19 protein-coding genes are annotated in these 22,931 nt (G+C 72.2%); 10 read left to right on the forward strand and 9 right to left on the reverse strand.

Annotated features, from left to right (window positions below; translation table 11 throughout):
* The first annotated feature begins 39 nt into the window (after positions 1-39).
* Positions 40-873, forward strand: coding sequence for an N-acyl homoserine lactonase family protein (locus LPC08_RS20980; protein ID WP_230450179.1), 834 nt, complete (start codon positions 40-42; stop codon positions 871-873).
* A 600-nt stretch (positions 874-1,473) separates the two neighbouring features.
* Here the strand turns inward: LPC08_RS20980 and LPC08_RS20985 are convergent.
* Genes LPC08_RS20985 through LPC08_RS20995 form a run of 3 tightly spaced genes read right to left on the reverse strand, consistent with a single transcriptional unit; the run spans position 1,474 to position 5,524 of the window.
* Positions 1,474-2,394, reverse strand: a complete 921-nt coding sequence (locus LPC08_RS20985; protein WP_230450180.1) for an ABC transporter permease — start codon at positions 2,392-2,394, stop codon at positions 1,474-1,476.
* On the reverse strand, positions 2,391-3,320 hold the full coding sequence (locus LPC08_RS20990; RefSeq protein WP_230450181.1) for an ABC transporter permease: 930 nt from the start codon (positions 3,318-3,320) through the stop codon (positions 2,391-2,393). Before LPC08_RS20990 ends, LPC08_RS20985 begins: the two co-directional genes overlap by 4 nt.
* Positions 3,317-5,524, reverse strand: coding sequence for a N,N-dimethylformamidase beta subunit family domain-containing protein (locus tag LPC08_RS20995; RefSeq protein ID WP_230450182.1), 2,208 nt, complete (start codon positions 5,522-5,524; stop codon positions 3,317-3,319). Before LPC08_RS20995 ends, LPC08_RS20990 begins: the two co-directional genes overlap by 4 nt.
* Before the next feature lie 218 nt (positions 5,525-5,742).
* Between LPC08_RS20995 and LPC08_RS21000 the strand changes: the two genes are divergently transcribed.
* The 6 genes from LPC08_RS21000 (at position 5,743) to LPC08_RS21025 (ending at position 12,953) form a co-directional block, all read left to right on the forward strand.
* A complete protein-coding gene (locus LPC08_RS21000) occupies positions 5,743-7,338 on the forward strand; it encodes an ABC transporter substrate-binding protein (RefSeq protein WP_230450183.1) in 1,596 nt (531 codons plus the stop codon).
* Positions 7,335-8,327, forward strand: coding sequence for a substrate-binding domain-containing protein (locus tag LPC08_RS21005; protein ID WP_230450184.1), 993 nt, complete (start codon positions 7,335-7,337; stop codon positions 8,325-8,327). The genes LPC08_RS21000 and LPC08_RS21005 overlap by 4 nt, the downstream gene beginning before the upstream one ends.
* A gap of 868 nt (positions 8,328-9,195) precedes the next feature.
* Complete coding sequence (locus tag LPC08_RS21010) at positions 9,196-10,032, forward strand: alpha/beta fold hydrolase (protein WP_230453127.1); 837 nt, start codon at positions 9,196-9,198, stop codon at positions 10,030-10,032.
* Positions 10,033-10,094: 62 nt separating this feature from the next.
* On the forward strand, positions 10,095-10,799 hold the full coding sequence (locus LPC08_RS21015; RefSeq protein WP_230450185.1) for an alpha/beta fold hydrolase: 705 nt from the start codon (positions 10,095-10,097) through the stop codon (positions 10,797-10,799).
* Between the two features lie 60 nt (positions 10,800-10,859).
* The gene (locus tag LPC08_RS21020; RefSeq protein WP_230450186.1) at positions 10,860-11,927 is read left to right on the forward strand and encodes a maleylacetate reductase; all 1,068 of its coding nucleotides are present in this window, start codon (positions 10,860-10,862) and stop codon (positions 11,925-11,927) included.
* A gap of 48 nt (positions 11,928-11,975) precedes the next feature.
* Complete coding sequence (locus tag LPC08_RS21025) at positions 11,976-12,953, forward strand: tripartite tricarboxylate transporter substrate-binding protein (RefSeq protein ID WP_230450187.1); 978 nt, start codon at positions 11,976-11,978, stop codon at positions 12,951-12,953.
* A gap of 52 nt (positions 12,954-13,005) precedes the next feature.
* Here LPC08_RS21025 and LPC08_RS21030 read toward each other — a convergent pair whose 3' ends face one another.
* From LPC08_RS21030 to LPC08_RS21055, 6 genes are all read right to left on the reverse strand, one after another.
* Positions 13,006-14,649, reverse strand: a complete 1,644-nt coding sequence (locus LPC08_RS21030) for an MFS transporter (protein WP_230450188.1) — start codon at positions 14,647-14,649, stop codon at positions 13,006-13,008.
* Positions 14,646-15,053, reverse strand: coding sequence for a DoxX family protein (locus LPC08_RS21035; protein WP_230450189.1), 408 nt, complete (start codon positions 15,051-15,053; stop codon positions 14,646-14,648). The genes LPC08_RS21030 and LPC08_RS21035 overlap by 4 nt, the downstream gene beginning before the upstream one ends.
* Before the next feature lies 1 nt (position 15,054).
* The gene (locus tag LPC08_RS21040; RefSeq protein ID WP_230450190.1) at positions 15,055-16,932 is read right to left on the reverse strand and encodes an amidohydrolase; all 1,878 of its coding nucleotides are present in this window, start codon (positions 16,930-16,932) and stop codon (positions 15,055-15,057) included.
* Between the two features lie 77 nt (positions 16,933-17,009).
* Positions 17,010-17,282 carry a DUF1427 family protein gene (locus LPC08_RS21045; protein WP_230450191.1) on the reverse strand — a complete coding sequence of 91 codons (273 nt, stop codon included), beginning with the start codon at positions 17,280-17,282 and terminating at the stop codon, positions 17,010-17,012.
* Complete coding sequence (locus LPC08_RS21050) at positions 17,283-17,933, reverse strand: hydrolase (RefSeq protein ID WP_230450192.1); 651 nt, start codon at positions 17,931-17,933, stop codon at positions 17,283-17,285.
* A 20-nt stretch (positions 17,934-17,953) separates the two neighbouring features.
* Positions 17,954-18,775: an alpha/beta fold hydrolase gene (locus LPC08_RS21055; RefSeq protein WP_230450193.1), complete on the reverse strand. Its 822-nt coding sequence runs from the start codon at positions 18,773-18,775 to the stop codon at positions 17,954-17,956.
* Between the two features lie 272 nt (positions 18,776-19,047).
* Between LPC08_RS21055 and LPC08_RS21060 the strand changes: the two genes are divergently transcribed.
* From LPC08_RS21060 to LPC08_RS21070, 3 genes are read left to right on the forward strand one after another with little or no spacing between them, the layout of a single operon-like run.
* Complete coding sequence (locus LPC08_RS21060; protein WP_230450194.1) at positions 19,048-21,009, forward strand: PAS domain-containing sensor histidine kinase; 1,962 nt, start codon at positions 19,048-19,050, stop codon at positions 21,007-21,009.
* Complete coding sequence (locus tag LPC08_RS21065) at positions 21,006-21,662, forward strand: response regulator transcription factor (RefSeq protein WP_230450195.1); 657 nt, start codon at positions 21,006-21,008, stop codon at positions 21,660-21,662. Before LPC08_RS21060 ends, LPC08_RS21065 begins: the two co-directional genes overlap by 4 nt.
* On the forward strand, positions 21,659-22,915 hold the full coding sequence (locus LPC08_RS21070; protein WP_230450196.1) for a patatin-like phospholipase family protein: 1,257 nt from the start codon (positions 21,659-21,661) through the stop codon (positions 22,913-22,915). The genes LPC08_RS21065 and LPC08_RS21070 overlap by 4 nt, the downstream gene beginning before the upstream one ends.
* Positions 22,916-22,931: the final 16 nt, after the last annotated feature.

Genomic DNA, 22,931 nt, shown 5'->3' on the forward strand with positions numbered 1-22,931 from the left:
GCACGCCGGCCTCGCCGATCGCCCGTGGAGGCATGACCGATGACCGAGGATACCTACGAAGTCCTGGCGCTTCGCTATGCCACCTTCGCGGGCCGTCGCCGGCGGGACAACCTCCTGCGGGTCGACCTGCATGCCGATGCGCCCTATCCGCTGGACTTCTTCATCTGGGTTCTTCGCAACGCGGAGCGGGTGATCGTCGTCGATACCGGCTTCGATACGCGGGAGGCCGCACGGCGCAACCGGGAGGTGCTGCTGGAGCCCCGCGACGCGCTCGCCGCCGCCGGGATCGATGCCGCGACGGTGCGCGACGTGATCGTGACACACATGCATTTCGACCATGCCGGCGGCATCACGCAGTTTCCCAACGCCACCTTCCACCTTCAGGACGCCGAAATGGCCTTTGCCACCGGTCGCTACATGGCGCACCGGCACGTCGCCCATCCCTTCGGGGTGGAGGTGACGTGCGACATGGTCCGCGCCGTCTATGCGGGCCGCGTGACGTTCCACGACGGCGAGGACGTCATCGCGCCCAACGTGACGGTCCATCGCGTCGGCGGCCACAGCGCGGGGCTGCAGGTGGTGCGGGTGCTGACGCGGCGGGGCTGGATGGTGCTCGCCTCCGATGCGATGCACCTCTACCAGAACCTCCTCGAGGAGAATCCCTTCCCCCTGATCTGTCATCTCGGCGATATGTATGAGGCGTTTCGCACCTTGCACCGCCTGGCGTCGGGGCCCACGCTGATCATCCCCGGTCACGATCCCCTGGTGACGCGATGCTTTCCGGCCCTGCAGGCCGGCACCGTGTTCAGGCTGGATGCCTCACCCATCCGGCTTCCAAGCGAGATGCTCGCAGCGCCCCCGGATATCGCATGACAGGTTGCCGCCTTCTCTGAGAGGCGACCCACGTCGTCGTCGCGCCGCTGGTTCAGCGGGACGTCCATGTCGGCTGTGGGCATCTGGCCGCCATGGCGAAGCGGCCCAGCCGGCATGGGGCCTGCATCTGCGGCAGTGGTGAGGGAGGGAGGTGTGGCCATAGATCAGGGCAACAGAAGCCACGCCTTTCTGCATACCGGCGGCAGGATGACCTGGCCCGTCAGGCTGTGGTGTTGCGGCGGCGGACCGGGAGGGGACGCCGTCCCCTCCCAGACCCTCCCCTGCCGGGGCCACAAGCGGGCCCCGGCCCCCGCTGGGAGTCTGGTGCTTCCGGTGGGTGTCAGCCTTCGGGCTGCACCCTGACGGAGCGCGGACAGGCGGGACTCCGAAAAAGCTTCAGAGGGCTTCAGCAAGTGCTGCGGCCGTGCTCGCCGAGGAGCCAAGCTCCTCGGCGCCGTGACCCCGTCGCAGGCTGTCCCACGGCAGCGTCGATCGGGTCCAGGGCCCGCAGGGTCCTGGCGGAGTGGGGGTATCGGGGGCGAGGCAGAGCCTTGCCCCCGGGCCACGGGCGCGGCACGCCGTTCGAGGCCCCGCGCGGGATCAGTGACGGCTGCGCAGGCGAGGATCCAGGATCTCCGCCAGGCGGTCGCCGATCAGGTTCACGCCCATCACGGTCAGGAACAGGGCAAGGCCGGGAAAGATCATGGTTCCCGGGGCATAGCGCACGTACTCCCGCCCGGCGTTCAGCATCGCCCCCCATTCGGGCGTGGGGGGCTGCGCGCCCAGGCCCAGGAAGCTCAGTGTCGCGGTGGCCAGGATCGCCCCGCCAAGCTCCAGGGTGGAGAGCACGATCAGCGTCGGCATCAGGTTCGGCAGCACGTGGCGCAGCAGGATCATCGGCACGCTGGTGCCGGCGGCGCGGGCGCCGTCGATATAGGGCTGTGCCGTGATGGACAGCGTGGCGCCGCGCACCACGCGGGCGAAGCGCGGGATGCCGGCGATGCCCACGGCCAGCCCGGCCGTCCAGAGCCCCACGCCCAGCACCGCGACGACGAGGATGGCCAGGACCAGGGGCGGGAAGCCCAGCAGCACGTCCACCACTCGTCCGCCGATGGAATCCAGCCGCCCGCCGAAGAAGCCCATCATGGCGCCGAAGCTGGCGCCGAAGACCAGCGAGATCGCCACCGTGGCAACGCCGATGCTCAGCGAGTAGCGGCCGCCATACACGATGCGGCTGAACAGGTCGCGGCCATAGAGGTCGGTGCCCATCCAGTGGGTCCCGTCCGGGGCGGCCAGGCGCATGCCCACGCCCGTCTCGTTCCAATCGAAGGGCGCAATCCAGGGGGCCAGCAGGGCAGAGGCCACCAGCGTCCCCAGCAGGACCGCCCCCACCATCCCGCCGAAGCCCCCCAGCAGCCGGCCCAGCCCGGCGAAGGGCGCCATCCAGGACCGCCGGCGCGCGACGGCGACGGCATCCTCCCCCACCAGGACCGTCTCGGGCACCGTCTTGGGCGCGCTCATGCCGACCCCTGCCGCACGCGCGGGTCGATGAGCCCGTAGAGCAGGTCGACCAACAGGTTCACCAGGATATAGGCCATGGTGGTATAGGCGATCAGCGCCTGCACCACGGGGATGTCCTTGGTCAGCACGGATTCCACCAGCATGGAGCCGAGGCCGGGGCGGGCGAAGACACGCTCCGTCACCACCGCGCCGCCGATCAGCAGGGCGAACTGCACGCCGAGCAGGGTGAGCGGCGCGATCATCGCATTGCGCAGGACGTGGACGGGGACCAGCACCCGCGGCGGCAGGCCCTTGGCGCGGCCGGTGCGGATGTAGTCCTGGGTCATCACCTCCACCACGCTCGCCCGGATCAGCCGCGCGAGGCCGCCGGCCAGGAACAGGCCGAGCGTGATCGAGGGCAGGATCAGCGCGTCGAGGCCGCTGCCCAGGATCGGCACCCAGCCCAGCACCGTGCCGAAGACGTGCAGCAGCACCATCCCGATCCAGAAGGAGGGCAGCGAGACACCCATCAGGGCGAGGGCCATGCAGGCGGTGTCGAAGATCCCGTTCGGTCGCAGCCCGGCCAGGACCCCCAGCACCACGCCCAGCCCCAACCCCACCAGCAGCCCGCCGGCGGCCAGCTCCAGCGAGGCGGGAAGCTGCTCCAGGATCATCTCCGAGACCGGCTGCCGCGTGCGGTAGCTGGTGCCGAGGTCGCCGGTCGCGGCGTGCAGCAGGAAGTCGCCGAACTGCTGCCAGGCCGGCTTGTCCAGGCCGAGGCGCGCGCGTTCGTTGGCGATCACCTCCTCCGAGGCCGGGGCACCGTTGAGCATCAGCGTCACCGGATCGCCCGGGATCAGCTGCATCACCCCCCAGACCACGGCCCAGGTCAGGACCACGGTGGGGATCGCCGCCAGCAGGCGACGCAGCAGGAAGCGGACGTTCACGCGACCTCCGGCGGCAGGGCGAAGGGCGCGGGGTCGAGGAAACGACGCAGCGCGTTGGCCGTCAGCTTCGCGAGCGTGTTGTCGCCGCCGTCGACCAGCAGCGACCCGACATAGGTCATCGACCCGACGGAGAAGACCGCACCCCCGGCCGGCGTCTCGAAGAAGACCAGGTCGGCGCAGGACCAGTCCTCCCGGGCGCGGGGGTGGCGGTGGATCAGCATGTCCTCGTTCACCGGGCCGTAGTCATCGTGGATCACCACGCCCTTGGCGACGATCAGCCCATGCACGGGAGAGCCGTAGCCGACGTCGAAGCTGTCCAGCTCGAACCCCGCCGCCCCGCCGCCCATGTAGCCGCGATCGCCGAACGCATCGCCCGGCCCCGCCTCGATGCCCTCGCGCAGGAAGGCCACGCGCGGGTCCAGGAAGTCGGGCGCGAAGCGGTAGGGAAAGCCGAGATGCCGCCCCTGGACGGAGAAGCCGTTGCCCACCAGCCGGTGCGCCGGCCGCCCGATGCGCCGCCACAGCCCGCCATAGCCGCCGCCGAAGGCATGGTAGCTCTCGCCCGGCATGGTGGGCCAGACGCGGATGCCGCCCTCGGCGCGCCGCAGCTCCAGCGCGTGCGGCGCGTCCTCGCTGGGCTCGGCGCGCCAGTAGAAGCCGTTGCCACCCAGGTACATCAGCCGCCCACCGCCGGCGAGAAAGCCGTCCAGCCCGTCCAGCATCCGCCAGGAATGGTATTCCGGGTGCTGCGCCGCGATCACCACCCTGTAGGGCGAGAGCGCAGCGACGCCCTCGGCGTGCAGGTCATGGTCGGTGACGATGTCGCAATCGATCCCCAGCCGGTCGAGCCATTCGGTGATGTAGCTGTCGCAGTTGACGCGCCCGGTGCCGGAGCCGTCCGGGGAGGGGTCCATCAGGCTCATCTGCCTGGGCCGGGTATCGAGCTGCGGCCGCAGCATGGAGGTGATCGCCACCCCCGATCCGTCGGAATGGTAGTTGTAGGTGGACAGCCCGAATTGCGGGTTCATGTCCGGCGTTTCCAGCAGCGCGCCCCAGCCGGCGGCGCGCTCGCGGATCTCGGCACCGCGGCCCGGGCGCACGTAGCAGGAGTAGACCTGGTAGGTGAAGGTCGGCACCAGCAGCGCGACCTTCGCGGTCGGCGCCCCCGCGGCGGGGCGGACGTAGAAGGGGATCATGTCCTCCCCCTCCGCGTTGCGCAGGTGCGCGGCGTAGACGCCGGAAGGCCAGTCCGCCGGCACGTCCAGCGCGAAGGATTCGGCCCAGCCCAGGTCGCCCTGGTCGTCGTCGTGGAAGTGGATGGCGGCGTACTGCTCCGGCGCCTGCTTCCAGTCGTGCACCGCGCCGGTCCAGGTGGCGCCCGTCACCGCGCGGGTCGGCAGGTTCCGCAGCGTGGCATAGGCCGATTGCGGCCCGATCTCGGCCGCGCGCTGGGTCGGGATGCCCTGTGCGAGATCCCAGCACGCCACCAGCCCCACGGCATCCCCGGGCGGCGGCAGCGGGGCACGCTGCGCCACCAGCGCGGCCTCCGGCTCCAGCGCGCCCCAGACGGTCGGCCGCTCGATCTTGCCGTTGAAATGTGCCGCGAAGGGGGCCGGACCTGGTCCTGGCACGGCCGCGATGACCGCGCGCGCCACCGTGGCCTCCGGCACGGGGCAGTCCGTCGCCGCGATGGCGGGCGCGGCACCGCCGCGCGGGTGCTGGCGGATCTCCAGCCGCCCGTCCCGCAGCCGCAGCAGCATGTCGCACCACTGCCGCTCCGCCAGCGGCTTGCCCGTGCTGACCGTGACGCCGTTGCACCGGGCCTCGGCCGAGCCGTCCTCGGCCAGGGCCAGCTCCAGGGCCAGGGCCTCGGCCGCAAGGCTCAGCACCACCTGGCGGCCGCGGCCCGGCGCGGTCGGGAAGACCGTCGCCGCCAGCAGCCAGCCGCCCCGGGGCAGGGCCAGGGCTGGCGCCACGGCGCAGGAGCCGGTCCAGGCCAACTGCTCCCGCCCCGGCCGCTCGCCATCCAGCGGCGTCGGCATGGCGACCTCGCGATAGCCGGGGCCGCGCGGGTTGGGATCGGCGCAGAGAAGGCGGACGAAGCGCAGGCTGTAGGGCGCGTCGCCCAGGCTGCCCACCATGAAGCGGATACGCTCGCCGGCACGAAGGCTCCAGCGGTCGCAGTACCCGGTCAATGCATGCATTCGGCGTCCTCGCATTCCTGGCGGCGCCGGCCGGCATCGGAAGCCCGCGGACCATCCCTCATGGCACCGCGCCTTCCGCCGTGCGGCACGGGACCCTGTCGTGCGCCCCGCCGCCGGCAGCCGTCCGGACCTCGGCCAGGGACCTTGGCAAGTATCGTGCTAGGGCGGGTCCAGGGCAGGCCTGCGCCATCGCCCGCGTCACCTCGCCGGAGAGCCTCATGCGCCGTCGCCTGACCGTCACCCTTGCCGCTTTGCTGTGCGTCGGCACCGCGCTTCCTGCCCTCGCACAGGGCACCGGCCTGACCATCACCTGGGGCGAGGACGACAGCGCGACGCGCCTCTTCGACCCGCGCGTGACCCAGTCGCGGCACGAGAGCCAGCTGATCGTGCAGGTCTTCGACACGCTGATCGGATCCGACGAGAACGCAGCCTACTTTCCCGGCCTCGCGAAGAGCTGGGAGATGGCGCCGGACGGGCTCTCGATCGTCCTGCACCTGCGCGACGACGTCACCTTCCACGACGGCACGAAGTTCAACGCCGAGGCGGTGAAGTTCAACTTCGACAGCATCGTCGACCCGAAGCTGGGCAGCCAGGCGGCGATCGACCTGCTCGGCCCCTATGCCGGCACAGACGTCCTGGACGAGTACACGGTGCGCATCCGCTACACCCGCCCCTACGGCGCCGCGATCGCGAGCTTCAGCCAGAACGAGCTCTCCCCCGTCTCCCCTTCCGCCGTGCAGCGCCTGGGTAATGACGGCTTCGCTGCCAATCCCGTGGGCACCGGCCCCTTCCGCTTCGTCTCCTGGGAGCGGGGGCGGCAGGTGGTGATGGAGCGCTACGACGCCTACAACTGGGCGCCCGGCTTCTCGCAGCACCAGGGGCCGAGCCGGGTGCAGCGGCTGGTCCACCGCTTCATCCCCGATGCCGCCACCCGCGTCGCGGCGCTGGAACGTGGCGAGATCGACGCGGCGGACGCCGTCCCGGTGCTCGACATGCAGCGCCTGTCGCAGAACCGCGCCTTCCAGACGCGCGTGGGCAACGCCGCCGGCCTGCCCACCGGCGCCTTCCTCAACACCAGCCACGGGCCGCTGGCCGACATCAAGGTGCGGCAGGCGTTGATCCTGTCGATCAACCGGCCGCAGCTGGTCCAGGGCATGTTCTTCGGCCTGATCGAGCCGGCCTTCGGCCCGCTGTCCAAGACCACACCCGGGTACTGGCCAGGCGTGGAGGAGTACTACCGCTTCGACCGCGCCAGGGCCGTGGCGCTGCTGGAGGAGGCGGGCTGGAAGCCCGGACCGGGCGGCATCCGTGTCAAGGACGGCCAGCCGCTGAGCATCACCTACTTCGTCCCGCCGCCGATGGGCCAGGACGTCGCGGTGCAGATGCAGGCGGAGGCGAAGCGGGTCGGCATCGACCTGAAGGTGGAGAACATCACCTTCGCCCGGCAGATCGAACTGGCCACCGCCAACACCTACGACATGCTGCCGCTGCGCTGGATCAACGCCGATCCCAGCCTGCTGGAGATCCCCTTCAACAGCCGCAACATCCCGCAGCCCGGCCGCTACCGCTTCAATCTCTCGCGCACGGCCGACCCGGTGCTGGACGAGCTCCTGGCCAGCGGTGCCGGCGAGGTGGACCAGCGGAAGCGCACGGCAATCTACCAGGACGTGCAGAAGCGCATCATGGACGCGGCGATCTGGATGCCGATCTACAACCAGGTGCAGACCGTGGCGTGGCGGTCCAACCGCACCGGCTACAGGCTGGCCCGCGCCCAGTGGATGCTGCGCTTCTACGAGGTTCAGGAGGCGAGATGAGCATGACCATGGCCCCGCTGCCCCTCACCCTGGCCTGCGCCGATTACGGACGCGTGCTGCCCCTGGCCACGGGGGCGGTGACGCCGGAAGGGATCGACCTCACCCTCGCGCTCGGCCGCAGTGGCTCCTGGCCGATGCGCGCGGCACTGATGCGGCAGGTCCTCGCCGATCCTGCCCTTGCAGGCGGCGAAGGCTCCATGGCGCAGCACCTGCGGCGCGTGGCCGCCGGCGATCGTTCCTTCGTCGCCCTGCCCGTCTTCGTGCTGCGCGGCTTCGCGGCGCACGACCTCTATGTCCGCAAGGACGGGCCGGTGCGCCGCCCCGACGAGCTGATCGGCCGGCGGGTGGGGCTGTACAGCTGGGTGGCCAGCGGCTCCGTCTGGTACCGGCACTTCCAGGCCGGTCTCGGCGTACCGCTGGATGCGGTGGAATGGTGGGTCGGCGACATCGAGGGGGTCGGCGAAACCCCGCCCGCGCCTGACCTGCCCCCCGGCGTCCGGGCAGCCCCGCCCGGGCGCTTCCTGGCCGAGATGCTGGCCAAGGGCGAGATCGACGCGCTGTGGAGCCCACCCCGCCCGACCCTCTACCACGCGGATAACGGCCCCCTCACCCGCCTCTTTCCCGACTTCCGGCCCGTCGAGACGGAATACTACCGGCACACCGGAATCTTCCCGCCGATGCATGTCATCCTGCTGCGCCGCGACGCCTGGGAGGCCGCGCCCTGGATCGCCCGAAGCCTGACCGACGCCTTCCAGCAGGCCAGCCGCGAGTTCGACGCCTCCCAGCGCGGCTTCCCTGATGCCTTTCCCTGGATGGAAGCGGAGTTCGAGCCGGTGACGAAGCTGCTCGGCCCCGAGCCTTATGCCCATGGCCTGTCCGAGGCGAACCGCAACGCGATGCAGGTTTTCATCGACCAAGCCCTGGCAATCGGCCTGATCCAGCGCCCTGTTGCGGTTGAGGAGTATTTTGAGGAGTTTCTGCGGAGCTGACCGCACTGCGCCAGGTATCCCAGCACCCAGGCCCAGGACCCGTTGGTGGCCTAAAGGAACGCAGCAGGGTGTAATGCCAACGGCGGAATGACCTGGTCCGTCGTGCTGTGGTGTTCGGGCGTCGGACTGGGAGGGGACGCCGGCCTGCGGCATCGACGCCGTGCGTCGATCCCCGTCCCAGACCCTCCCCTGCCGGGGCCACAAGCGGGCCCCGGTCCCCGCTGGGAGTTAGCTCTACGCGGTGGGCGTCAGCCTGCGGGCTGTACCCTGACGGAGCGCGGACAGGCGGGACTCTGAAGAAGCTTCAGAGGGCGTCCGCGAGGGCTGCAGCCGTACCCGCCGAGGAGCCATGCTCCTCGGCGCCTCGACCCCGTGTCCGGCTGTCCCGCGGCAGCGCTGATCGGGTCCAGGGCCCGCAGGGTCCTGGCGGAGTGGGGGTACGGGGGCGAGGCAGAGCCTTGCCCCCGGGCCACGGGCGCCCCCCCCCCCGCGCCGCCATGGGTCAGGGCATCGCACTGCCGATATGATTGCGGGTGCGGCAGAGGTGCCGTCACGCCCAGGCCGCCGTTTTCGCTCTGCCGCCTTCCCTCGGTGCAAACGGACGAAGTCGGAACCAGGACCTTCGGGAAGGCGGGCGCGGCTCCTACACCTTCGTATAATTGCGTCGCTGCACAAGCCTTCGATAGAGACCCTCCTGCGATAGCCCTGCAAGGATCTGGTGATGCCGGCTGGTCCTCTCCATCCATGTGGGAGTCTCACCGATCCCTGTTCCCGGCGCACGGTCATGGGGCTTGGCATCACCGCATTGGTGGGCGCCACCGCGCCCCGTGCCATCGCCGGCGCTGCGATTACCCAAGGAGCTCCTGCCATGTCCAGCGTGACAACCAGAGACGGCGTCGAGATTTTCTACAAGGACTGGGGTCCGAAGGACGCCCAGCCGATCATGTTCCATCATGGCTGGCCGCTGTCGTCCGATGACTGGGACACGCAGATGCTGTTCTTCGTGATGAACGGCTACCGCGTCATCGCCCATGACCGGCGAGGCCATGGCCGTTCGGCCCAGGTGAGCGAGGGTCACGACATGGACCATTACGCCGCCGACGCCGCCACGGTGGCCGAGCATCTGGACCTGCGCAACGCGGTGCATATCGGGCATTCGACCGGCGGCGGCGAGGTGGCGCGCTACGTCGCGAAGCATGGCCAGCCGGGCGGCCGCGTCGCCAAGGCCGTGCTGGTTTCCGCCGTTCCGCCGCTGATGCTGAAGACCGCGGGCAACCCCGAGGGCCTGCCGATCGAGGTGTTCGACGGCTTCCGCAAGGGCGTCGCCGAGAACCGCGCGCAGCTCTTCCGCGATGTTGCGGCAGGCCCGTTCTATGGCTTCAACCGTCCCGGCGCGACGGTCTACCAGGGCGTCATCGACAACTGGTGGCGCCAGGGCATGATGGGCGGCGCCAAGGCGCATTACGACGGCATCAAGGCCTTCTCCGAGACCGACCAGACCGAGGACCTCAAGGCGATCACCGTGCCGACGCTGGTGCTGCACGGCGACGACGACCAGATCGTCCCGATCGCCGACGCCGCGTTGAAGTCGATCAAGCTTCTGCGGAACGGCACCTTGAAGGCCTACCCCGGCTATCCGCACGGGATGCTCACCACCCATGCCGACGTGATCAACCCGGACCTCCTCGCCTTCGTGAAGGGCTGAGCGCCTGGGCGCCGGCGCGCCACAGGAACGGTGACGAGGCATCCCGTGGGAGGGAACCATCCATGACCGCTTCGCCTCCCCGCGGCGCCACGGTCGTCCTGGTGCACGGCGCCTGGGCCGACGCCTCCAGCTGGCGGAGGGTCATCCCCCTCCTCCAGCGCGAGGGCATCCCGGTGGTCGCCGTGCAAAACCCGACGACATCCCTGGCCGACGACGTCGCGGCCACGCGGCTCACGCTCGACGCCATCGACGGCCCGGTCGTCCTGGCCGGGCATAGCTGGGGCGGCACGGTGATTACCGAGGCCGGGAACGAGCCGAAGGTCAAGGCGCTGGTTTTCGTTGCGGCCTTCGCCCCCGATGCGGGACAGTCGACCGGCGATCAGGTGGCGGCGCATCCCGCGCCGCCCGGGCTGAGCGGCGTCGTGCCCCATGGCAAGGGCTACCTGAAGATGAGCGTCGAAAGCTGGATCGCCAACGTCGCGCCCGACCTGCCGGAGGAGGAGGCACGCATTCTCGCCGCGGTCCAGACGCCTCTGGGAGCCGGCACCTTCGGCGACAGGATCGGCACGGCCGCCTGGTCGAATCGCCCGAGCTGGTACATCGTCTCCCGCGACGACCGCGCGGTCAGCGTCGGGTTGCAGCGGGAGCTCGCCGCACGCCTGAAGGCACGGACAACGGAGGTGGCGGCCAGCCACATGTCGTTGCTCTCGCAGCCCCGGGCCGTCGCCGACGTCATCCGCGAGGCCGCCATGGCCTCCGGGGGGTAGCTCCCCGCCCGCCGCCAGGGCGAACGGCCACGGGCCCCATCACTCCAGGGAGCACCCACGATGCAGCCCTTCGTCTACGACGCCCTGCCCACGCGCGTGGTGTTCGGCAGCGGCACGCTGGGACGTGTCGCGGAGGAGGTCCGCATGCTGGGCTGCCGCCGGGTCATGGTCCTCACCGGCATGGAGCAGCGCGGACGAGGGAACGCCCTGCTCGCGCAGCTTGGCGATGCCGGGGCCGGGCTTTTCGCCGAGGCGGCGATGCACACGCCCGTCGCGGTGACGGAGCGGGCCCTGGCCGCCGTGGGAGAGGCGGGCGCCGATGGTCTGGTGGCGCTCGGCGGCGGGTCCGCGATCGGCCTGGGCAAGGCCATCGCCCTGCGCACGGACCTGCCGCAGATCGCGATCCCGACCACCTATGCCGGTTCCGAGGCGACCCCCGTGCTCGGCCAGACCGAGGGCGAGCGGAAGACGACGCAGCGGACGCGGAAGGTCCTCCCGGAGGTCATCCTCTACGACGTCGACCTGACCCTCACCCTGCCAGCGCCGATGTCCGCCACCTCCGGCCTGAATGCCATCGCCCATGCGGTGGAGGCGCTCTATGCGCCGGACGGCAATCCCGTCACGGCCAGCCTGGCCGAGCAGGGCATCGCGGCCCTCGCCCAGGCGCTGCCGCCCATCGTCGCCGACCCGGGCGACCGGGAGGCGCGGTCCGATGCCCTGTTCGGCGCCTGGGCCTGCGGCACCTGCCTGGGGACGGTCAGCATGGGGCTGCACCACCGGCTCTGCCATGTCCTCGGCGGCAGCTTCGGCCTGCCGCATGCGGCGACGCACGCCATCATCCTGCCGCACGTGGCCGCCTTCAACGCGCGGGAGGCGAGGGGCGCAATGGCCAGGGTGGCGCGGGCCCTGGGAAGTCCGGACGCCCCCGGCGGTCTGTTCGACCTGGCCGCGCGCCTGGGCGTGCCCAGCGCCCTGCGCGACATCGGCATGCCGGAGGACGGGCTCGACCGGGCGGCCGCCCTCGCGACCGAGAAGCCCGTCCCGAACCCGCGCCCCGTCACGTCCCGCGCCATCCGCGACCTGCTGGACGACGCCTGGCAAGGCCGGCGGCCGGGGGCGCGCCGCTGATCCGCCATCCGCGGATCGCCGTCGGGAACCACGAGCAGGAAGCGCAGCATGCCCATTTCCAGGCGTCGCACTTTGCTCGCCGCCGCCACGCTGCCGGCCCTGTCCAGGATGGCGGGAGCGCAGCCCGCCGACTGGCCGAAGGGGCCGGTCCGCCTGATCGTGCCTTTTCCGCCGGGCGGCAGCGTCGACACCCTGGCCCGCATCCTCCAGCCGGGCCTGCAGGAGGAACTCGGCGTGCCGATCGTCATCGAGAACCGGGGTGGCGCGGGGGGCGCGATCGGGACCGCGGCCGCCGCCCGCGCGGCGCCGGACGGACAGACCTTCCTGCTCGTCTTCGACAGCCATGCCGTCAACCCCGCGCTGATGCCCAATCCCGGCTACGACGCGCGGCGCGACTTCGTCCCCGTCATGCTGCTGGGTTCGGCGCCGATGCTGGTGGCCACGCCGAAGGCCCGGCCCTGGCAGGGGCTGCCCGAGCTGCTGGCCGCCGCCAGGGCGAAGCCGGACACGCTGACCTACGGCACCATCGGCAGCGGCAGCCTGGCCCACCTCGCCATGACGCTGCTGCAGGAGCGTGCGGGGGTCCGGCTGGTCCACGTGCCCTATCGCGGTGGCGGCCCGCTGAGCACGGCAGCCGCCAGCGGCGAGGTCGATCTGGTCGTCGCGACCAATGCCGGCCTGGGCGGGCAGGTCGGCCAGACGCTGCGGCCGCTGGCGCAGACCGGCGCACGCCGCTCGCCGCTCTTCCCCGCTCTGCCGACGCTCGGCGAGGCCGGCGTCGGCGGCATCGATGCGCGCGGCTGGTGGGGGGTGCTGGCCCCATCGCGGACGCCCCCCGGCATCGTGGACCGCTTCCAGGCCGCCCTGGGCCGCACCCTGGCCAGGCCACCGGTGGCCACGCGACTGTCGGAGACCCTGGGCGTCGACAGCGCCGCCTCGACACCCGCCGCCTTCGGGCAGTTCCTGGACGACCAGATCGACACCTGGACGCGCGTGGTGCGGCAGCACGACATACGCCCGGATTAGGACAGGCCCAGGGCGGCGCCTTCTCCCCCGGGGGAGGCAAGCGCCGCGCCGCTCAGGCGCCCCCGCCCGACACCCCCAGCGTGAGGAGGTGCCGCACGACCGGCGGCGCCTCGCCCTGGTGGCAGGCCAGCACGCGCTCCTGCACCGCCTTGTCGGCGACGGAGACGCGGCCGTGCTGGCGCAGGTGCTCGCTCCAGGAGGCGACGAGGAACCACTCCGTCACCCGTTCCGGCTCCGCGGCATCGGCCATCAGCCCCCAGGCGAAGGCGCCGTCGCGCCGGCGGATCGCGCCCAGCGGCGCGGCGGCCGCGCTGAAGGCGGGCTGGTCCGCAAGCGGGACGCGGTATTCGATGGTCACCATCACCGGGCCGCTCTCCGGCTCGGCCGTTCCGGCCAGGGCGGGGGCTGGCCAGTGGTGCGAGGGGGTCAGGTCCTCCTCCCCCGCCGGCAGCGGCAGCAGGCGGGCGAGCAACGCCAGCGCGGCGCAGGCCCCGCCTGCCACGAGCAGCGCGAGACCGATCGAGCTGCGCCCCGCCAGGGCGCCCCACAGCAGGCTGCCGCCGGTCATCGCCCCGGAGAAGACCGTCAGGTACACCGCCAGCCCGCGCCCGCGCACCCAGCCTGGCAGGACGGACTGCGCGGCGGTGTTGAGGGTGCTGAGCGCCGCGATCCACGCTGCGCCGACCAGGGCCAGCACCAGGCAGGCGAGCGGGACGCTGCCGACCAGCGCCAGCGCCGCCGTGGCCCCCGCCATCAGCAGTCCGGCGAGGAGGGCGACGCCCTCGCCCGACAGCGACCGGCGCAGCCGGGGCAGCAGCAGCGCCCCGCCGACCGCCCCGGCCCCGACCGCCGCCAGCATCAGCCCGTAATCCCCCGCCCCGCCCCCCAGGCTCTGCCGCGCCACCAGCGGCAGCAGCGCCCAGCAGCAGCTCGCCGGCACGAAGAACAGCACGGCACGCAGCAGCACGCGGCGCAGCGGCAGGCTGGCGAGGGCATAGCGGAAGCCCGCCCGCACCGCGCCGGCGAACTGTTCCGGAACCTCCGGGATCTCCTGCCGGCGCTGCCACCAGAGGAGCGCCGCGATGATCACCAGGTAGGAGGAGACGTCGAGCAGATAGGCGGCGGGCACCCCGGCCGAGAGGATCACCAGCGCCGCCAGGGCAGGCCCGATGGCGCGACTGATGTTGATCCCCAGGCTGTTCAGCGCCACCGCCGGACGCAGGGCGGCACGCGGCACCAGCTCCGGCACGATGGCCTGCCAGACCGGCCCGGCCAGCGCGGCGCCGATGCCGGCCAGGAGCGTCAGCCCCAGCAGCGCCCCGGGGCCCAGCAGGCCCAGCGCCGTCAGCGTGGCCAGGGCGAGGCTGACCAGCGCCAGCCCGGCCTGGATGCCCACCATCAGCCGCCGGCGATCGAGGATGTCCGACAACGCCCCGGCCGGCAGGGACAGCAGGAAGACCGGCAGGCTGCCCGCGGCCTGGACCAGCGCCACCATGGCGGGGGTCGGCGCCAGCTCCGTCATCATCCAGGCCGAGGCGGTGTCGCGCACCCAGCCGCCGACATTGCCGATCACCGTCGCCGCCCACAGCACCGCGAAGGCCCGGGTGTGGAAGGGCAGGAAGGCGGATGCCTCCCCGCGGCCCGTCGCGGCCGCCGGCGCGGCATCCGCGACGGCGGGCTCCCTGGCGCCGCTCATGGCCGGGACCGTTCGGGCCGGGACCGTTCGGGCCGGGCCGTGTCGTGCAGGGCAAGGAGCAGGAAGGCCCCGGCGAGGCCGAGATGCTCGAAGAAGGCATTGGCGGTCATGAGGCGCTCCGGTCCGGCGGGCAGGGCCCAGTACCGGTTGGCGATGGCCGTGGCGACAAGGGTGAAGGCGCAGAGGGCCAGGGCGCCCAGCCAGCGGCCACGGCCGGAGAGGATCATGGCGCTCGCGCCCAGCTCCAGGACGATCGCGGCCGCCGCGGCGGCGGCCGGCAGCGGCAGGCCGAAATGCTCCGCCTCCGCCACCGCGCCGGGGAGGTCGAACAGCTTGTTCAGTCCGCCCTGGATATAGGCGGCACAGAGGCCGAGCAGGCCCAGCGCCCCCAGTGCCCGGCGCATCTCAGAAGGCCCAGCAGGAGCAGCCGAGCGCCCCCCAGAAGCCGCGGTCGCTCTCCGCCGGGGAGGCGGCCGCCCAGGCACGGGCATGCGCGTGGCCATGGAGGCCGCAGGCGGCGTCGCAGCAGCGCGCCGTGGCCCGGGCGAAGGCGCCCGGCGCGCCCGCCGCCGCGTGCCGGTCCTGGTAGCCGCCGAAGCGGCGCACCGGGGACCAGTCGGGCATGGGCGGCGGCAGGGCGGGAGCCAGGGGCGCGTAGCCCCCTGCGCCGTGCACGATGCGGCCGCCGACCACGGTCAGGACGGAGGTGACGTCCCGGATCTCCTCGCCGGGGATATCGAAGTAGTCGCGGTCCAGCACGGCGAGGTCCGCCAGCTGGCCCACCACGACCTGCCCCTTCTTCCCCTCCTCGTTGGAGAACCAGGTGACCTTCTCGGTCAGCATCCGCAGCGCCGTCTCGCGATCCAGCGTGTTGCGCTCCGGCGTGATGCGCAGCCCGCCGACGGTCCTGCCCGTGGTCAGCCAGGAGAGCGCGACCCAGGGGTTGTAGGAGGCGACGCGGGTGGCGTCCGTGCCGGCGGAGACCTTGATCCCCATCTCCAGCATCCGCGCCACGGGCGGGGTCGCCTCGGCGGCCTTCGCACCGTAGCGTTCGACGAAGTATTCGCCCTGGTAGGCCATGCGGTGCTGCACGGCGATGCCGCCGCCGAGGCGGGCGATCCGCTCCAGCGACCGCTCGCTCACCGTCTCCGCATGGTCGAAGAGCCAGTGCAGGTCGCCGATCGGCATCTCCGCATCGACCTTCTCGAAGACGTCGAGCGCGCGGGAGATGGTCTGGTCGTAGGTGGCATGCAGCCGCCAGGGCCAGCGGTTCTGCACCAGGAGGCGCACCACCGCCTCCAGCTCCGGCTCCATCTCCGGCGGCATCTCCGGACGCTCGACCCGGAAGTCCTCGAAGTCGGCGGCGGAGAAGACCAGCATCTCGCCCGCGCCGTTGAGGCGGAAGTAGTCGTCGCCCTGCTGGTACTTCGCCGCCTGCGTCCAGCGCAGGAAGTCGTCCCTCTCCTGCTTCGGCTTCTGGGTGAAGAGGTTGTAGGCGATGCGCACGGTCAGCTCGCCATCCGCGGCCAGCTTCTCGATGACGGCGTAGTCCTCGGGGTAGTTCTGGAAGCCGCCGCCCGCGTCGATCGCGCCGGTGACGCCCAGCCGGTTCAGGTCGCGCAGGAAGTGCCGGGTGGAGTTGATCTGGTAGTCGAAGGGCAGCTTCGGCCCCCTGGCCAGCGTGGCATAGAGGATGCCGGCATTGGGCCGCGCCAGCAGCAGTCCGGTCGGCGTGCCGTCCGGGGCGCGCTGGATCTCGCCGCCCGGCGGATCGGGCGTGTCCGTCGTGTACCCCACCGCCCGCAGCGCCGCGCCGTTGAGCAGCGCCCGGTCATAGAGGTGCAGCAGGAAGACCGGCGTCTCCGGGGCGGCGGCATTGATCTCGTCGAGCGTCGGCAGGCGCCTCTCGGCGAACTGGTGTTCGGTGAAGCCGCCGACCACGCGCACCCATTGCGGCGGCGGGGTGGCGGCGACCTGCGCCTTCAGCATCGCCATGGCATCGGCCAGGGAACGCACGCCGTCCCAGCGCAGCTCCATGTTGTGGTTCAGCCCGCCGCGGATGACGTGCAGGTGGTTGTCGATCAGCCCGGGGATCAGCCGGCGGCCGCCGAGGTCGATCACCCGCGTCCCCGGCCCGGCGGTGGGCAGGATGTCGCGCGCCTCGCCCACGGCGGAGAAGCGGCCGCCGGCGATGGCCACGGCTTCCGGCGACGGGTTGGCGCGGTCGAGGGTGGTGATGCGGCCGTTGTGCAGGATCATCTCGGGGGCGGCGTCGGCGGCCATGGCGGCATTCCTGATCGGGAGGGCAAGGCCGAGGGCACCGAGGCCCGCGGCGAGGTCACGACGGCGGGGGCCGGTCATCAGGCGGGCTCCGTGGGCTTGCCGGCCGGGGGGGTGCCCCGCCCGGGCAGGGGCCCGAGCAGATGGCCGGCACACTCCTCGCGCAGCATCGAGAGGGAGGGCGCCTCCCCGGCCAGCAGGCGCCGCGCGAGCGGGACCACCTGCTCCCCCAGGAGGATGCCGAGCAGTCCCACCAGGGCCACCACGGGCGGCGCCGGCGAGCGGATCTGCAGCAGCCCGTAGATCACGCCGACCAGCAGCCCGGCTCCCAGGGAGAGCAGGTAGAGCCGCATTCAGCCCTCGTGGGCGCCGAACATGGACTTGGCGTAGACGATGCCCAGGCCGTAGGCGCCGCCGAGCCGCTTCGCGATGCCGGTCGTCATCTCGTAGCTGGCGGTGCGCGCCCAGTCGCGTTGCAGCTCCAGCAGGTACTGCAGGGACGTCATCGGCCGTGCCCCCGCCTGCACCATACGCTCCATGGCGCGCTCATGCGCCTCGGCGGAGACATCGCCGCAGGCGTCGGCGATGACGTAGACCTCGAAGCCCTGGTCGATCGCCGAGAGGGCGGGGCCCACGATGCAGACCGAGGTCCAGAGCCCGGCCAGCACGATGCGCGGCTTGCCGATGCGGTTGACCTCCCGGATCACCGCCGCGTCCTCCCAGGTGTTCATGGAGGTGCGGTCGAGCAGGGCCTGGCCCGGGAAGGCGCGCACGATCTCCTCGAACATCGGGCCCGAGAAGGACTTCTCCGCCACGGTGGTCAGGATGGTTGGCACGCCGAAGCCCGCCGCCGCCTCGGCGACCAGCGCCGCGTTGTTGCGCAGCATGACCGCGTCGATCGACCGGGTGGCGAAGGACATCTGCGACTGGAAGTCGATCATGACGAGCGCATGGTCGCCGGGGCTCAGCAGCATCCGACCGGGCGCGGGCGTGGCGTCTGGCATGTGGTTCGCTCCTTCTGCGATCAGGACCGGGCAAAGGCGAGCAGGTCGGCGTTGAGCTGCGCGCGGGACGTGTCGGCCAGGGCATGGGCCCCGCCGGGATAGACCTTCAGCAGCGCCCCCCTGATCAGCACCGCCGATCTCTGGGCCGAGGCTCCGATGGGGACGACCTGGTCGTCGTCGCCATGGATGATCAGGGTCGGAACGGCGAGGCGCCTCAGATCCTCGGTGAAGTCCGTCTCGGAGGAGGCCGCGACGCCGTCGTGGATCGCCTTCAGGCCCGACATCAGGCCCCGGGCGCAGAAGGCGTCCCGCATCCCCTCCGACGCCGCCGTGCCGCACCGCCCGGCGCCGAAGAAAAGGGTCGCGAAGCCCCGGAGGAACTGCGCGCGGTCGGCCAGGATGCCGGCGCGCCGGCCGTCGTAGACCGCCATCGGCACGCCGTCCGGATTGGCGGCGGTGCGCAGCAGGAGCGGTGTCACGGCGCCGGCCAGGACCACCCGGACGACGCGCGCGCTGCCATGGCGGCCCAGGTAGCGCACCACCTCCCCGCCGCCGGAACAATGGCCGACCAGCGTGGCATCCCTCAGGTCCAGCGCCTCCATCACGGCGGCCAGGTCGTCGGCATAGGTATCCATGTCGTTGCCGTCCCAGGGCTGGTCGGAACGCCCATGCCCGCGACGGTCGTGCGCCACGCAGCGGAAGCCATGGCCGGAGAGGTGCATCATCTGCGCCTCCCAGGCGTCGGCGTTCAGCGGCCAGGCATGGCTGAAGACGACGGGCCTGCCGCGGCCCCAATCCCTGTAGTGAAGGCGCGTGCCGTCGGTGGGGGTGACGAAGGGCATCTGGCTCGTGTTCTCCGCGGGCCCGCATCCGGATGCGGCGGGCGCCCGCAGCCGGGTGGCAGGCCGACTGCGCCCAGCACCGCCGGTGCCGCTCCGCCGGCGGCCGTCGTGCAGGCTCGCTGCCGTATCCACAGCGATAGGACACGGGGACACAGGCAGGGAATTATACGAAAGGATAGGAGGCGCCGCGCTTCAGCGCGGCGGCCGCGCTGCTATGCTGCCTCCCTGGCGGAGCGGGACTTGCCGGCCTCGCCGCCTGGGAGCGCATGGTCATGAACGTCGTCCAGGGCTGGCTGCAGCCCGGCGGAGAGGTGGCGATGGCGGCGGCCCGCGAGCGCCGCCGGCTGCCCCGCCCGCAACGCCCGACAGGACCGGTCGCCGCGGTGCTGCTGACGGTGGCGATCTTCGCGGCGGACACGCTGATGCCCCTCGGCAGCGCCGTCGCGGGGCTCTATTCCGTGGTGCTGATGCTCTGCGCCACCATGGTCCACCGGCGCGGCGTCATCGCCGTGGGCCTGGGCTGCGCCGGCCTGATGGTCGTCAGCTACCTCGCCTCGCAGGGCTGCGCCCTGGTCGGCGGCCCCCTCCTGCGGCTCTGCTTCAGTCTCATGGCCCTGGCCGGCGTGATGGTCCTGACCCTGCGCATGCAGGAGACCTATCGTGCGGTGCGCGCCCAGGCCCGGCTGCTCGACCTGACGCATGACGCCATCTTCGTCCGCGACATGGACGACACCATCCTGTTCTGGAGCCGGGGCGCCGAGGCGCTCTACGGCTGGTCGGCGGCGGAGGCGCTGGGCCGCCAGGCCGGCGGGCTGCTGCAGCCCGCGGTGGAGGGCGGGATGGAGGCGGCCCTCGCCGAAGCCCTGCATGTCGGCCACTGGGAGGGCGAGGTGGCGCATACGACGCGCGGCGGCCGGCAGGTGATCGTCGCGAGCCGCTGGGCGGTCCGGCGCGACCATGCCGGCCGGCCGCTCACGGTGATGGAGACGAACAACGACATCACGGAGCGGCACGAGGCCCTCCGCGCCCTGCGGCACAGCGAGCACCGCTTCCGCACGATCGTGCAGGGCGCGGGCGTGGCCATCTGGGAGGAGGACTACTCCGCCCTGCTGCCGATGCTGGCGCAATGGCGTGCCGCCGGCATCGGCGACGTCGCCGCGCATCTGGCGACCCATCCCGAGGCGCTGCGCGAGGCCGTGTCCCGCGTGCGGGTCACGGACGTCAACGAGACGGCGGTGCGGATGTTCCAGGCGCGCGACCGGGGGGAGCTGCTGGCGTCGCTGTGGCAGGTCTTCCTGCCGGAAACCCTCGACTCCTTCGCGCGGATCCTCGCGAGCCTGGCGGAGGGCCATCCCTCCTGCGAGGCAGAGACCACCGTGCGAACCCTACGCGGCGAGCGCCGCACGATCCTCATGTCCGTCACGCTGCCGGCGGCGCTGCAGGAGGACGGACGCGTGCTGGTCAGCATCATGGACATCACCGAGCGGCGCCGGACGGAGGAGGCGTTGCGCCAGGCGCGCGAGGACCTGGCCCATGCCGGGCGCGTGGCGACCCTGGGCGAGCTGACCGCGGCCATCACGCACGAGGTGAGCCAGCCGGTCGCGGCCATCGCCGCCAACGGCGCCGCCTGCGTGCGGTGGCTCTCCCGCCCGGACCCCGACCTGGGGGAGGCGCGGCAGGCGGCGCAGCGCGTGGTCCGCGACGCCAGGCGGGCCGGGGAGGTGGTGGCCCGGATCCGGGGCTTCCTGGGCAAGGGGGACGCCGCCTGGACCCGCCTGGACCTGCGGGACCTGGCCACGGAGGCGCTGCACCTGGTGGAGGGCGAGATACGCCGCCACGGGGTGCTGCTGCAGGTCGAGATCGAGCCGGGCCTGCCGGCGGTCCTCGGCGACCGGCTGCAGATCGAGCATGTCCTCGTGAACCTGCTGGTCAACGGCATCCAGTCCCTCGCCGCCGTCGAGGACCGGCCGCGCCGGCTTCTGCTGCGGGCCGGGCGACACGGCGCGGACATCCTCGTGCAGGTGGAGGACAACGGCCTGGGCGTCGCGGCGGAGCAGAGCACGGAGCGCCTCTTCGACCCCTTCTACACCACGAGGACGGCGGGGATGGGCATGGGGCTGACGGTCTGCCGCGGCACGGTGGAGGCGCATGGCGGGCGCATCAGGCTGCTGCGCCGCGCCGGCCCCGGGGCGGAGGTCCGCTTCACCCTGCCTGCGGCCGAGGCGGCGGCGTGACAGAGGCCGCGCCGCCGCTGATCCTGGTCGTCGACGACGACACCGCCGTGCTGGAGGGCCTGGGCAGCCTCTTCCGTTCCCTGGACATGCAGGTGCGGCTGTTCACCTCCGCGGCGGGCCTCATGGACAGCCCGGAGCTGGGGGCCGCCGGCTGCCTGGTGCTGGATGTCGACCTGCCCGGCCTGGATGGGCTGGAGGTGCAGCGGCGCTTCGCGGCATGGGAGGTGGCGATCCCCATCGTCTTCATGACTGGGCGCGGCGACATCCCCATGTCCGTGCGGGCCATGAAGGCCGGCGCGGTGGACTTCCTGACCAAGCCGTTCGACGCCGACGCCATGCTGGCCGCGGTGCGTGCCGCCCTGGAGCGCGATGGCGAGCGGCGGTCGCGCGGGCGCTCCCTGGATGCGGTGCGGGAGCGCTTCGCCACCCTGTCCCCCCGCGAGCGGCAGGTGGTGGGTCATGTCGCGGCGGGCCTCCTGAACAAGCAGATCGCGGATGCCATGGGGTTGAGCGAGATCACGGTGAAGGTCCATCGCGGCAACGCGATGCGCAAGCTGGCGGTCCGCAACCTGCCCGACTTGGTCCGCCTGCACGAGGCCGTCGCCACCTCGCCCGCTCCGGCGGCCGCGACCGGCCACCGGACGGCGCCGTGAGCGGCCCCGCGCGGGTGGCGGCGCCGGCGGAGCCCCTGTCGCGCCGGGCGCTCCTGCGAGGGGCGGGCACGGTGCTGCTGGCGGGGCCGGCGGCCTGCGGCTCGATCAGCCGGCTGCCCGATCCGGGCCGGGTCCCCGTGTCGCGCCAGGCCGACGGCTTCGCCTCCTTCCGCTTCAACGCCCATGACCGCGACACCACCCTCGCCTTCATCGACCGTACCGCCGACGCACGCACCCGGCTGGGGCTGGGGAAGATCAACGCCCTCGCCCTTTCCGGCGGAGGCGCCAGCGGGGCCTACGGCGCCGGCCTGCTGGTCGGCTGGACCCGGTCCGGCCAGCGTCCCGTCTTCGACCTCGTCACCGGCGTCAGCACCGGGGCGCTGACCGCGCCCTTCGCCTTCCTCGGCTCCGACTGGGACGCGCGGCTGGAGGCGGCCTATACGGACGGGACCGTCTCCGGCCTCCTCGCCTCCAACCTTCCTGCGCTGGTGCTGCCCAGCCTCTACAGCGGCGAGCCGCTTGCCGAGCTCGTCGCCAGGCATGTGGACATGCCGCTGCTGCGCGCGGTCGCCCAGGCCCATGCCAGGGGTCGGCGCCTGATGGTCGCCACGACCAACCTCGACACGCAGGAGACGGTGATCTGGGACATGGGCGCCATCGCCCATTCCGCCGTGACAGCATCCTATGGCGACGAGTGCCGGCGGCTGTTCCGGCAGGTGCTGGTCGCCTCCGCCTCCATCCCGGGAGTCTTCCCGCCGGTCATCATCACGCCGCCGAGCCCCGCATCGGAGCCGCAGGAGGAGATGCATGTGGACGGCGCCGTCACCGCCCCCTTCTTCCTGGCCCCGGAGGCGCTGATCCTCTGGCGGCCGACGAGCATGGCCATGCAGCCCGGGGAACTCTACGCCATCGTCAACGGCACGGTCGGCCCGACCTATGCGACCACCGAGGGGGCCTTCTTCGCGATCCTCTGGCGTTCCTACGACACGATGAGCAAAGCGACGACGCGGGCGCATCTGAACGCCTCCGCCGCCTTCGCTGAACGCAACGGCGCAAGCTTCCGCTATGCCGCCATCCCGGATTCCCTCGGGCCGGACAGCCTCGACTTCCGGCCTGCCATGCTGCGGGACCTGTTCGACCTCGGCGTCCATGCCTGCGAGACCGGCGAGGCCTTCCGCACCCTGGCCGAGGCACCCGTCATGACCTCGGACGATGCCGTCCGTCCGTTGCCACCCGCACAGCTGCGGCGCTGAGGCGCTGAGGCGCTGA

Source organism: Roseomonas sp. OT10 (assembly GCF_020991085.1).
GTDB lineage: Bacteria > Pseudomonadota > Alphaproteobacteria > Acetobacterales > Acetobacteraceae > Roseomonas > Roseomonas cutis.

Bases quoted from the DNA above. Each gene is read 5' to 3' on its own strand.
- LPC08_RS21015 (WP_230450185.1), top strand. From the start codon at position 10,095: ATGACCGCTTCGCCTCCCCGCGGCGCCACGGTCGTCCTGGTGCACGGC.
- LPC08_RS21025 (WP_230450187.1), top strand. From the start codon at position 11,976: ATGCCCATTTCCAGGCGTCGCACTTTGCTCGCCGCCGCCACGCTGCCG.
- LPC08_RS21055 (WP_230450193.1), bottom strand. From the start codon at position 18,775: ATGCCCTTCGTCACCCCCACCGACGGCACGCGCCTTCACTACAGGGAT.
- LPC08_RS20980 (WP_230450179.1), top strand. From the start codon at position 40: ATGACCGAGGATACCTACGAAGTCCTGGCGCTTCGCTATGCCACCTTC.
- LPC08_RS20995 (WP_230450182.1), bottom strand. From the start codon at position 5,524: ATGCATGCATTGACCGGGTACTGCGACCGCTGGAGCCTTCGTGCCGGC.
- LPC08_RS20985 (WP_230450180.1), bottom strand. From the start codon at position 2,394: ATGAGCGCGCCCAAGACGGTGCCCGAGACGGTCCTGGTGGGGGAGGAT.
- LPC08_RS21035 (WP_230450189.1), bottom strand. From the start codon at position 15,053: ATGCGCCGGGCACTGGGGGCGCTGGGCCTGCTCGGCCTCTGTGCCGCC.
- LPC08_RS21030 (WP_230450188.1), bottom strand. From the start codon at position 14,649: ATGAGCGGCGCCAGGGAGCCCGCCGTCGCGGATGCCGCGCCGGCGGCC.
- LPC08_RS21040 (WP_230450190.1), bottom strand. From the start codon at position 16,932: ATGGCCGCCGACGCCGCCCCCGAGATGATCCTGCACAACGGCCGCATC.
- LPC08_RS21060 (WP_230450194.1), top strand. From the start codon at position 19,048: ATGAACGTCGTCCAGGGCTGGCTGCAGCCCGGCGGAGAGGTGGCGATG.
- LPC08_RS21000 (WP_230450183.1), top strand. From the start codon at position 5,743: ATGCGCCGTCGCCTGACCGTCACCCTTGCCGCTTTGCTGTGCGTCGGC.
- LPC08_RS21005 (WP_230450184.1), top strand. From the start codon at position 7,335: ATGAGCATGACCATGGCCCCGCTGCCCCTCACCCTGGCCTGCGCCGAT.
- LPC08_RS21050 (WP_230450192.1), bottom strand. From the start codon at position 17,933: ATGCCAGACGCCACGCCCGCGCCCGGTCGGATGCTGCTGAGCCCCGGC.
- LPC08_RS21045 (WP_230450191.1), bottom strand. From the start codon at position 17,282: ATGCGGCTCTACCTGCTCTCCCTGGGAGCCGGGCTGCTGGTCGGCGTG.
- LPC08_RS21010 (WP_230453127.1), top strand. From the start codon at position 9,196: ATGTCCAGCGTGACAACCAGAGACGGCGTCGAGATTTTCTACAAGGAC.
- LPC08_RS21020 (WP_230450186.1), top strand. From the start codon at position 10,860: ATGCAGCCCTTCGTCTACGACGCCCTGCCCACGCGCGTGGTGTTCGGC.